The sequence below is a fragment of the Streptomyces sp. NPDC059456 genome (assembly GCF_042750055.1).
GTDB lineage: Bacteria > Actinomycetota > Actinomycetes > Streptomycetales > Streptomycetaceae > Streptomyces.
Map to the genome: position 1 here is coordinate 1 of NZ_JBHYVA010000500.1, position 6,363 is coordinate 6,363.

A 6,363-nucleotide genomic window follows, 5' to 3' on the forward strand; every position below is an offset into this window, starting at 1 on the left:
ACAACCCCCCCCCCCCCCAAACCCAGAACCCAATGGTTATCGTGGGCTGGGATTTGTGTAAAACCCCCAGCCCCCCGGGGGGGGGCCGTCCCCCCCGGCCGGACTCCTGGAGGCGTCCCCCAGCAGCGGCCGGGGGGATCAGCCCTGCGCGGAGATGCGCGCGAGGCGCTGGGCCTCTTCGCGGGTGGACACCGCGATGGCGTCCTCGTCGGCGAAGAGCAGCCGGTTGTTCTCGACGATCTGCTTGCCGTTGACCAGCGAGAGGGTGACCGGGGCGGCCGCACCGAAGACCAGCGCGATGACCGGGTCGGCGATGGAGGAGTGGGCGAGGGTGCCCAGGTTCCACATCACCAGGTCGGCGAGCTTGCCCGGCTCCAGGGAACCGATGTTGTCGGCGCGGCCGAGCACCTGGGCGCCACCGTACGTACCGAGGCGCAGGGCCTGGCGCGCATTGAGGGCCGCCTCGCGGTGGACCGGGTTCAGACGGTTGATCAGCAGCGCGTTGCGCAGCTCGGTGTGCAGTTCACCGGACTCGTTGGAGGCGGTGCCGTCCACGCCGAGGCCGACCGGGACGCCGGCGGCGAGCATGTCCGGGACGCGGGCGATGCCGGCGGCCAGACGGGCGTTGGAGGACGGGCAGTGCGCGACACCGGTCTTGGTGCGGGCGAACGCGGCGATGTCGGAGTCGTTCATGTGGACGCTGTGCGCCATCCACACGTCCTCGCCGAGCCAGCCGGTCGACTCGAAGTAGTCGGTCGGGCCCATGCCGAACAGTTCCTTGCAGAACTGCTCTTCCTCGACGGTCTCGCTGCCGTGCGTGTGCATGCGCACGCCGAGGTGGCGGGCCAGCTCGGCGCCCTGCTTGAGCAGCTCGGTGGAGACCGAGAAGGGGGAGCAGGGGGCGACGGCGACCTGGGTCATCGCGTCGAAGGAGTGGTCGTGGTGCTTCTTGACGGTCGCCTCGGTGTCGGCGAGCGCACCCTCGAGGGTCTCGACGGCGTGGTCCGGGGGCAGGCCGCCGTCCTTCTTGCTGCGGTCCATCGAACCGCGGGCGAGGGTGAAGCGGACGCCCATCTCGGACGCGGCGCGGATGATCGCGCCGGAGAGGTCGCCGGAGCCCTTGGGGTAGACGTAGTGGTGGTCCATGGCGGTGGTGACGCCGCCCTTGGCCATCATCGCCAGGGAGCCCTGGGCGGCGGTGTACGCCATCTGCTCGTCGATGCGCGCCCACGTCGGGTACAGCGCGACGAGCCAGTTGAAGAGGTTGTGGTCGGTGGCCAGACCACGGGTGATCCACTGGTAGAAGTGGTGGTGGGTGTTGACGAGGCCCGGGGTGACGAGGTGACCCGTGCCGTCGATGCGGCGGACCACGTTGTCGAGGTTCTCGGGGGCCTTGCCCGCGCCGAGCGACTCGATCTTGTTGCCGGCGACGACCACGTAGCCCGAGGCGTACTCGGTGTCGTTCGCGTCGACGGTCGCAATCGCACAGTTCTCGATGACGATGCGCTCTACTGCGCCGTCATGCGCTGCCGATGCTGCCATGGGACTTCCTCGTGCTTTCAGTGGCGGTGCGGGCACGGCAGAACCCAGGGGATTTGAGTGCCGGAGCCGGGGACCTGACAGCTGACAGTACTGCCGCCCCGCGGGGTTGCTCCGGGTGCCGATTCAGGAAGCTGGAACGTGTCGCGCGCTGCGGTCCCGGGGCAACTGCGGTGCCCCGGGACGCGCGTGCCGCGTCAGAGGTTGGTCATGTCCACCGGGATGCGCGCGTCGGCGCCGTCCCGCAGGATCGTGGCCTCGATCAGACCGTACGGGCGGTCCGCGGCGAAGTAGACCTCGTTGTCGTTCTTGAGGCCGAACGGCTCCAGGTCGACGAGGAAGTGGTGCTTGTTCGGGAGCGAGAAGCGGACCTCGTCGATCTCCGAACGGTGGTTGATGATGCGCGAACCCATCTGGTACAGGGTCTGCTGGAGCGAGAGGGAGTAGGTCTCCGCGAAGGCCTGGAGCATGTGCTTCTTGGTCTCGGCGTAGGACTTCTCCCAGTTGGGCATCCGCTGCTCGTCGTCCGACCAGTTGAAGCGCCAGCGACCCGACACCTGGGTGGCCAGGATGCGGTCGTACGCCTCCTGGAGGGTCGTGTACTTGTCCTTCACGTAACCCCAGAACTCGGAGTTCGTGGAGTTCATGACGATCAGGTCCTTGAGGCCGGAGATGACCTCCCAGTTCTGCCCGTCGTACGTGATCTGGGTGACGCGGGTCTCCATGCCCTTGCGGACGAAGGAGTGGTTGACCTCGTCGGAGCCGATGAACTTGGAGTTGGCGTCCGAGGTGGCGATCCGGTCCCAGGCGTACTCCTCGATCCGGATGCGCGCACGCTGGATCGGCTCCTGGCTGTTCACGAACCAGCGCGCCAGGTGGATGCCGAACTGCTCGGCGGACTCGATGCCGTACTCCTTGGCGAACGCGTACACCGTGTTCTTGGTGGTGTCCGTCGGCAGGACGTTGGCGTTCGAGCCGGAGTAGTGGACGTCGTCCATGTCGCCGGAGAGGGCGACCGAGACGTTGAGGTCCTTGATGTGGTGCGTATCGCCGTCCCGCGTGATCTTGACGACGCGGTTCTCTGCCTTGCCGTACTGGTTCTGGCCCAGAATCGTGGCCATGCTAGCTCCCTCGGTAAACGGAGTAGCCGAACGGGTTGAGCAGCAGCGGTACGTGGTAGTGCTCGCCCGGGTTCACCGCAAACGTGATGGTGACCTCGGGGAAGAACGCACCGCTGTCCCTTACGCGGGGGGCGTCCTGCTGCGCCTCGGCTTGCTTCTTGGCGAAGTACGTCTCGGTCTCGAAGTCGAGACGCACGTGGGTGGTTCCCTCCGGCAGCGCCGGCAGGTCCTTGCAGCGCCCGTCCGCATCGGTGGCGGAGCCGCCCAGGGCCGCCCACTCGCCGTCGAGCCCCGCACGGGCCGACAGGGAGATGGCGACGCCCTCGGCGGGGCGTCCGATGCTGGTGTCCAGGATGTGCGTGGACACCGACGCGGTGGTCGCGGTGCTCATGCTCACGCTCCTTCTTCTGCGAGTTCGACGAGGCGGGTCAGACGGATCCGGTTGATCTTGACGAGTTCGCCGCGGGCGATTTCCCGCTCCTGCTCCGGCGAATTGTCGATCCGGACCCTGACCGCGTCCCGCATGAACTCACCGGTCGCACCGGTGGCGCAGATGAGGAAGACGTGGCCGAACTTCTCCTGGTACGCCAGGTTCAGTTCGAGGAGCTCGCTCTTGAGCTCCTCCGAGGCGCTGGCCATACCGCGCTGCTCGCGGGCGGAGGTCGGGTCTCCCGGCTTCGGCCGGCCGATCGGCGCGTGGCCTGCCATCGCCTCGGCGAGGTCCTCGGCGGTGAGCTCCGCCATGGCGGACTCGTTGGCCGAGAACAGGGCTTCGGCGCCGGCGTAGGGGCGCTGGGCGAGCAGCTTGCTCCCCCATGCCGAACTGGCGCACACCTCGTGCAGCTCGGCCGCGGCCGCGCTGTCGTCCAAGGCGTTGAACCGGGTGAGACCCGGGGTCGGACTCGAAGTCACGGTAGGCCTCCGTGGCCTGTTGTTGCTTGACGGGCTGCGCATAGCTAACGCCCTCGACAACACGGCGTCAACACTTTGTTGAAACTTCCCGTACACAAAAGCCGCCGCCCGGATGAATGGGGCGGCGGCTCGTCACCGTGGGTCACACGCGTTTCACGCTTGGTTGTTCTTGTTGGGGTTTTCCCTGTTCAAGTAGTTGTAGACCGTGAAACGGCTTACGCCCAGGGCGCCCGCGACCGTCTCCACGCCGTGCCGCACGGAGAAGGCGCCGCGCGCCTCCAGTATCCGTACGACGTCCTGCTTGGACTTCCGGTCGAGCTGCGACAACGGTACGCCGTGCCGGCGCTCCAGCGCCGCCAGGATCCGCTCCAGCGAGTCGGACAGCTGGGGCAGCCGGACGGCCAGCAGGTCCTCGCCCTCCCAGCTGAGCACGACGTCGTCGGGCTGCGCCAGGGCCGGATCCATCAGCTCGCCGCCCATCGCGTCGACCAGCGGCTTGACCGCGGTGACGAACGGGTGGTCGCGGGGCTCGGTCATGGGGTGTCCTCCCCGATCACGTTGACCTGGAGCGAGACGCGCGTGGCGCCGGACTCCAGCGAGTCGCGCAGCAGCGCGGTCACCGCGGTCAGCACCGCGTCGGCCTCACCCTCGGCGGTGTTGCCGAACGGGCCGACGTCCACCGCGTCCAGCTGGGCCTTCTGGATGACCTCGCGAGCGGCCACGGCATGGGCAGGGGCCTCTTCGAGATCGAAGGGCTCGGTCGTGAACTCCACTCTCAATCGCACGCTGGTCAAGCTACCTCCCGGTCACTCTTTTTCGGCAGTCCGGGCTTGACAAGTGCGGCGCCCTGCTTGCAGTCTTCCATCAAGCAGAAACTAACTTCCGCAATACGGAAGGAGCGCACACCCCTCATGGGATACACGGACCAGCGCTTCGATGTGAACCTTTCGATCCTCTTCACGGAACTCCCGCTCCTGGAGCGCCCCGCGGCCGCCGCCGCGGCGGGCTTCACCGCGGTCGAGCTGTGGTGGCCCTGGATCGAGACCCCCACCCCCGCCCAGGAGGAGCTCGACGCCCTCAAGAAGGCTCTTGAGGACGCCGGCACCCAGCTGGTGGGCCTGAACTTCTACGCCGGACAGCTGCCGGGCCCGGACCGCGGTGCGGTCTCGGTACCCGGCGAGGAGTCGGACCGCTTCAAGGCCAACATCGACGTGGCCGCGGACTTCGCCGCCTCGGTGGGCTGCAAGGCGCTGAACGCCCTCTACGGCAACCGCGTCGAGGGCGTGGACCCGGCCGTGCAGGACGAGCTCGCCCTGGAGAACCTGGTCGTGGGGGCCCGGGCCGCCGCCCGCGTCGGCGCGATCCTGCTGATCGAGACCCTCAACAAGCCCGAGTCGCCGCTCTACCCGCTGGTGAGCGCCCCGGCCGGCATCGAGGTGGTGGACAAGGTGAACGAGGCCACCGGCCTCGGGAACGCCAAGTTCCTCCTCGACCTGTACCACCTGGCGATGAACGATGAGGACCTCTCCGAGGTCATCGAAAAGTACGCCGCCAAAACCGGGCACGTCCAGATCGCGGACAAGCCCGGACGCGGTGCCCCCGGCACCGGCGAGCTGCCCCTCGAAGAGCTGCTCGACCAGCTGAAGAAGGCCGGGTACGAGGGCTACGTAGGCCTGGAGTACAAGGCCGCCGACGCCGCCGCCTCCTTCGCGTGGCTGCCGGCCGGGGCCCGCGCCGCCCGGTAGGCGGACGAAGTCCGGGCGATCAGCCAGGCACCCCTCGCACTTTTCGTACGAAGCATTAAGAGAAGGACCCTCATCATGAGCACCCTCCCCAACATCGCCTGGATCGGCCTCGGAATCATGGGCTCCCCCATGGCCGAGAACCTCCTGAAGGCCGGCTACCCGGTCACCGGCTTCACGCTGGAGCAGGACAAGCTCGACCGCCTGGCCGCCGCGGGCGGCACCGCCGCCGGCTCGATCGCCGAGGCCGTCAGGGACGCCGACGTCATCATCACGATGGTGCCCGCCTCCCCGCAGGTCGAGGCCATCAACTACGGTCCCGAGGGCATCCTCGAGAACGCGAAGTCCGGTGCGCTGATCATCGACATGTCGTCGATCACCCCGCAGACCTCGGTCGACCTCGCATCGAACGCCGCCGAGAAGGGCATCCGCGTCATCGACGCCCCGGTGTCCGGCGGCGAGGCCGGCGCCATCGAGGCCGTCCTGTCGATCATGGTGGGTGGCGAGCAGGCCGACTTCGACGCGGCCCTGCCGATCCTCGAGGCGCTCGGCAAGGTCATCGTGCTCTGCGGTCCGCACGGCTCCGGCCAGACGGTGAAGGCCGCCAACCAGCTCATCGTCGCGGTGAACATCCAGGCGTGCGCCGAGGCCGTGGTCTTCCTGGAGAAGTCCGGCGTGAACCTCAACGCCGCCCTCGACGTCCTCAACGGCGGTCTGGCCGGCTCCACGGTCCTGACCCGCAAGAAGGACAACTTCCTGAACCGCGACTTCAAGCCCGGCTTCCGGATCGACCTGCACCACAAGGACATGGGCATCGTCACCGACGCCGCCCGCAACGTCGGTGCGGCCCTCCCCGTCGGCGCGGTCGTCGCCCAGCTGGTCGCCTCCCTGCGCGCCCAGGGTGACGGCGGCCTGGACCACTCCGCCCTGCTCCGCGCGGTCGAGCGCCTCTCCGGCGCCCAGGTCTGAGACCGGCCCCGCCGACGCGGGCCCCCCCCCCCGCCACCCCCCCCCCCCCCACAGGGCCGGGGAGTGAAGCGATAAACACA

Annotated in this window: 8 protein-coding genes; 2 read left to right on the plus strand and 6 right to left on the minus strand. The window is 68.3% G+C overall.

Annotation, left to right across the window (positions count from 1 at the left end; genetic code table 11):
- Positions 1 to 138 precede the first annotated feature (138 nt).
- From ACFXA3_RS31565 to ACFXA3_RS31590, 6 genes are all read right to left on the minus strand, one after another.
- Positions 139 to 1,542 carry an 8-oxoguanine deaminase gene (locus ACFXA3_RS31565; protein WP_385192312.1) on the minus strand — a complete coding sequence of 468 codons (1,404 nt, stop codon included), beginning with the start codon at positions 1,540 to 1,542 and terminating at the stop codon, positions 139 to 141.
- A gap of 194 nt (positions 1,543 to 1,736) precedes the next feature.
- On the minus strand, positions 1,737 to 2,660 hold the full coding sequence (pucL, locus tag ACFXA3_RS31570) for a factor-independent urate hydroxylase (protein WP_030293098.1): 924 nt from the start codon (positions 2,658 to 2,660) through the stop codon (positions 1,737 to 1,739).
- Between the two features lies 1 nt (position 2,661).
- Positions 2,662 to 3,051 (minus strand): hydroxyisourate hydrolase, encoded by a 390-nt coding sequence (uraH, locus tag ACFXA3_RS31575; protein WP_385192316.1) that lies wholly within the window; start codon positions 3,049 to 3,051, stop codon positions 2,662 to 2,664.
- A 2-nt stretch (positions 3,052 to 3,053) separates the two neighbouring features.
- Positions 3,054 to 3,572 (minus strand): 2-oxo-4-hydroxy-4-carboxy-5-ureidoimidazoline decarboxylase, encoded by a 519-nt coding sequence (gene uraD / locus ACFXA3_RS31580; RefSeq protein ID WP_385192318.1) that lies wholly within the window; start codon positions 3,570 to 3,572, stop codon positions 3,054 to 3,056.
- A gap of 153 nt (positions 3,573 to 3,725) precedes the next feature.
- Positions 3,726 to 4,109 (minus strand): helix-turn-helix domain-containing protein, encoded by a 384-nt coding sequence (locus ACFXA3_RS31585; protein WP_385192320.1) that lies wholly within the window; start codon positions 4,107 to 4,109, stop codon positions 3,726 to 3,728.
- Positions 4,106 to 4,357, minus strand: coding sequence for a thiamine-binding protein (locus ACFXA3_RS31590; protein ID WP_385192322.1), 252 nt, complete (start codon positions 4,355 to 4,357; stop codon positions 4,106 to 4,108). The genes ACFXA3_RS31585 and ACFXA3_RS31590 overlap by 4 nt, the downstream gene beginning before the upstream one ends.
- A 126-nt stretch (positions 4,358 to 4,483) precedes the next feature.
- Here ACFXA3_RS31590 and ACFXA3_RS31595 point away from each other — a divergent pair, with 126 nt between their 5' ends.
- Both ACFXA3_RS31595 and ACFXA3_RS31600 read left to right on the plus strand, forming a co-directional pair.
- Positions 4,484 to 5,317, plus strand: a complete 834-nt coding sequence (locus ACFXA3_RS31595; RefSeq protein ID WP_385192324.1) for a TIM barrel protein — start codon at positions 4,484 to 4,486, stop codon at positions 5,315 to 5,317.
- Between the two features lie 75 nt (positions 5,318 to 5,392).
- On the plus strand, positions 5,393 to 6,283 hold the full coding sequence (locus ACFXA3_RS31600) for a 2-hydroxy-3-oxopropionate reductase (RefSeq protein WP_385192327.1): 891 nt from the start codon (positions 5,393 to 5,395) through the stop codon (positions 6,281 to 6,283).
- Positions 6,284 to 6,363: the final 80 nt, after the last annotated feature.